The organism is Piscicoccus intestinalis NBRC 104926, from assembly GCF_001515525.1.
GTDB lineage: Bacteria > Actinomycetota > Actinomycetes > Actinomycetales > Dermatophilaceae > Kineosphaera > Kineosphaera intestinalis.
In genome coordinates this window covers 1-1,677 of the sequence record NZ_BCNQ01000284.1, presented here as the reverse complement: position 1 = coordinate 1,677, position 1,677 = coordinate 1, and the positions used below count along the sequence as shown (strand labels likewise).

Sequence of the window (1,677 nt, the reverse complement as noted above, 5' to 3'; positions counted from 1 at the left end):
AGCATCGAAGTCGATAGCCCCTGCCCGAGAACCCCTCGGCAGGGGCTTCGTCATGCTCTGGGGCCGCGATTCCCTTGGACACTTAGGCAAGAGGGCGTGGGGGTTCGATTCTCAGGGACGAGCGGTCGCGAACGTGAAAACTCCCAGCCAGAGGACCTCTGACCGGGAGTTTCGTGAACCTGATGGCAGTTCTTCTGTGAACTACCCGTGGTGCGCGAGGGGGGAGTTGAACCCCCATGCCCTTTCGGGCACACGGACCTGAACCGTGCGCGTCTGCCTATTCCGCCACTCGCGCGCGCCGTCTTACTCTGCCAGACGGCCGGGCAGAACTCCAAACCGGATCCTGGCGAGCCGGTCGGCGACGCGGCGCTGCCCAGGGGAACGGGCGCGAGACTGACAGGCCGCCGGTCGCTGCGTCGGCGCGGGCGCGGCCCGTCGTAGGGTCGAGCGGTACCGGCCCGGCTCCGGGGTGTCGCGTCAGAAGGTGCCCGAGATCGGGCATACATCGCAAAAACGGCTGTTCAGCAGGCTCGACGGGCCTCTCATCAACCGGGTCCGCGCCACACAGTGATTGCTGCGTCGGTCGCGTCCAGCAGCCTGTCAGTCCTCCCCGATACCCTTGCGTGGAGATTGTGGGATCCGAGCCAAGGGGAGGGGAGGGCCATGGGGCTGTTCGATCGCGTTGAGGGAAAACTCGACAGGGTCATCAACGGTGCCTTCGCGCGCGCCTTCAAGGCAGAAGTGCAGCCCGTGGAGATCGCCGCGGCCATGCGCCGCGCGATGGACGAGCGGGCCTCGGCCGTCGGCCGGGGGCGCACGATGGTGCCCAATGTCTTCACCATCGAGCTCGACCCCTCCGACTACGACCGGCTCACGATGTACGAGGAGGCGCTGGCCAACGAGCTGCTCGCCTCCGTCGAGGAGCACGTCGAATCCCAGCGCTACATCACGCAGGGTCCGTTGAACGTCGCCTTCGCCAAGATGGACGACCTCGACACCGGTGTCTTCCGTGTCCGCCCGACCTCGGCGGCCCAGGTGCCCGAGCGCAAACGCACCGACCCGCAGTCCGCGCACCGCTACCAGGCGCCCAGCCCGGTGCAGCGGCCCCGTTCGTCCGCGAGCCGGCCCGACCGGGGAGCCGGTGCGGGCGCCGGCGGCGGATACCTGGGCCACCATGAGGCCGTCGCCGATCGCGAGGCTCGCGAGGAACGCGAGCGCCAGGCCGCCCGGGGCGCCGACCGGGCTCGCCACGACGCGCGATACGACGATCGGCGCGGCGACCGCTACGACGACGAGCACGACCGGTCCGATCGCTACGACCAGGGATACGACGATCGACACGAGCGCCCCGGCGACGCCGGCGGCCGCCGCCCGATGCGCATCTACGCCCACGACGAACACGACGCCGGGTGGGACGAGCCCTGGGAGTCCGAGTCGCGCCGCCGAGGCCAGCGCGGCGAGCACGACCAGCGCGACCAGCGTGGCGACCGCGACGCCTGGGACGACCCGCGCGAGGGCGCTGACGACCGCGGTGGCGAGCGCAGCGACCGCGAACCGCAGGAGCCCCGCGGACGTACCCCGGTCGCCCGGGTTCGTGGCCGCGGGGAGCCCATCCAGGTCACCGAGGTGGCCGTCGGCGACGCCGCCGGGGCCGCCGGAGCTGCCGCCGCCGGAGCT

The 1,677-nt window shown here is 71.0% G+C and carries 1 protein-coding gene and 1 tRNA gene; one reads left to right on the top strand and one right to left on the bottom strand.

Annotated elements, in window-relative coordinates; translation table 11 throughout:
• Nucleotides 1-208 precede the first annotated feature (208 nt).
• Nucleotides 209-295 (bottom strand) — tRNA-Leu (locus PINTE_RS21240).
• 368 nt (nt 296-663) lie between these two features.
• Here PINTE_RS21240 and PINTE_RS23005 point away from each other — a divergent pair.
• Nucleotides 664-1,677, top strand: a 1,014-nt coding sequence (locus PINTE_RS23005; protein ID WP_068434583.1) for an FhaA domain-containing protein, incomplete at its 3' end; no start/stop codon positions are given.